Origin of the sequence: Burkholderia sp. BCC0419 (assembly GCF_902830285.1) — a bacterium.
Taxonomy (GTDB): domain Bacteria; phylum Pseudomonadota; class Gammaproteobacteria; order Burkholderiales; family Burkholderiaceae; genus Burkholderia.
Genome location: NZ_CADESR010000024.1, coordinates 1 through 935, shown reverse-complemented (window position 1 = coordinate 935; position 935 = coordinate 1). Strand labels below are relative to the sequence as shown.

The following is a 935-nucleotide window of genomic DNA, read 5'->3' as shown; positions in this document are numbered from 1 at the left end:
AGTCGCCTGGAAAGGTTCTTTTTCGGTCACCGCGCGATCGTGCTCGCGGCGATCGCGCTGTTCACCGTCGCGATGGCCGTGTTCGCCGTGCAACTGCGGATGGATGCCGGTTTCGAGAAGCAGATGCCGATCGGGCACGAGTACATCCGCACGTTCCAGCAATACCGGAACGACCTGCTCGGCGCGAACCGGATCACGGTGGTCGTGCGCGCGAAGCACGGCTCGATCTGGTCGAAGCCGGGGCTGACGCGGCTGTACGACGTCACGCAGGCGGTCACATACCTGCCGAATGTCGACCGCATCGGGGTACGCTCGCTGTGGACGCCGAACGCGTTCGTCAACGAAGTGACCGACGAGGGCTTTCGCGCGGAGCCGATCATTCCCGGCACCATCACGCCCGACCAGTTGACACCGGATCGCGTGCAGGGCATTCGCCGCGCAACGACGCTCGGCGGCTACGTCGGCACGCTCGTGTCGCACGGCGAGGACAGCGCGATGATCACGGCCGAGCTGAACGAGCGCGACAGCGCCGGCAAGGTGCTCGACTACGTCGCGTTCAATCACCTGCTCGAAGACAAGATCCGCAAGCCGTTCGAGGATGCCGGCTACGAGATCCAGGTCATCGGCTTCGCGAAGCAGATCGGCGACATCGCCGACGGCGCGACGGCCGTGCTTGGCTTCTGCGCGGTCGCGCTGCTGCTGACCACGCTCGCCGTGTACTGGTATTGCCATTCGGTGCGCTTCACGGTGCTGCTGGTCGCATGCTCGCTCACGTCGCTCGTATGGCAGTTCGGCACCCTGAAGCTGCTCGGCTTCGGCCTCGATCCGCTCGCGGTGCTCGTGCCGTTCCTCGTGTTCGCGATCGGCGTGTCGCATGGCGTGCAGCAGGTGAACTTCATCGTCCGCGAGATCGCGCACGGACAGAGTTCGTTCGA

The 935-nt window shown here is 65.0% G+C and carries 1 pseudogene; it reads left to right on the top strand.

The features are described from left to right. Positions 1-6: 6 nt before the first annotated feature. Positions 7-935, top strand: a pseudogene (locus HWW87_RS36845) (RND family transporter); the annotation flags it as partial.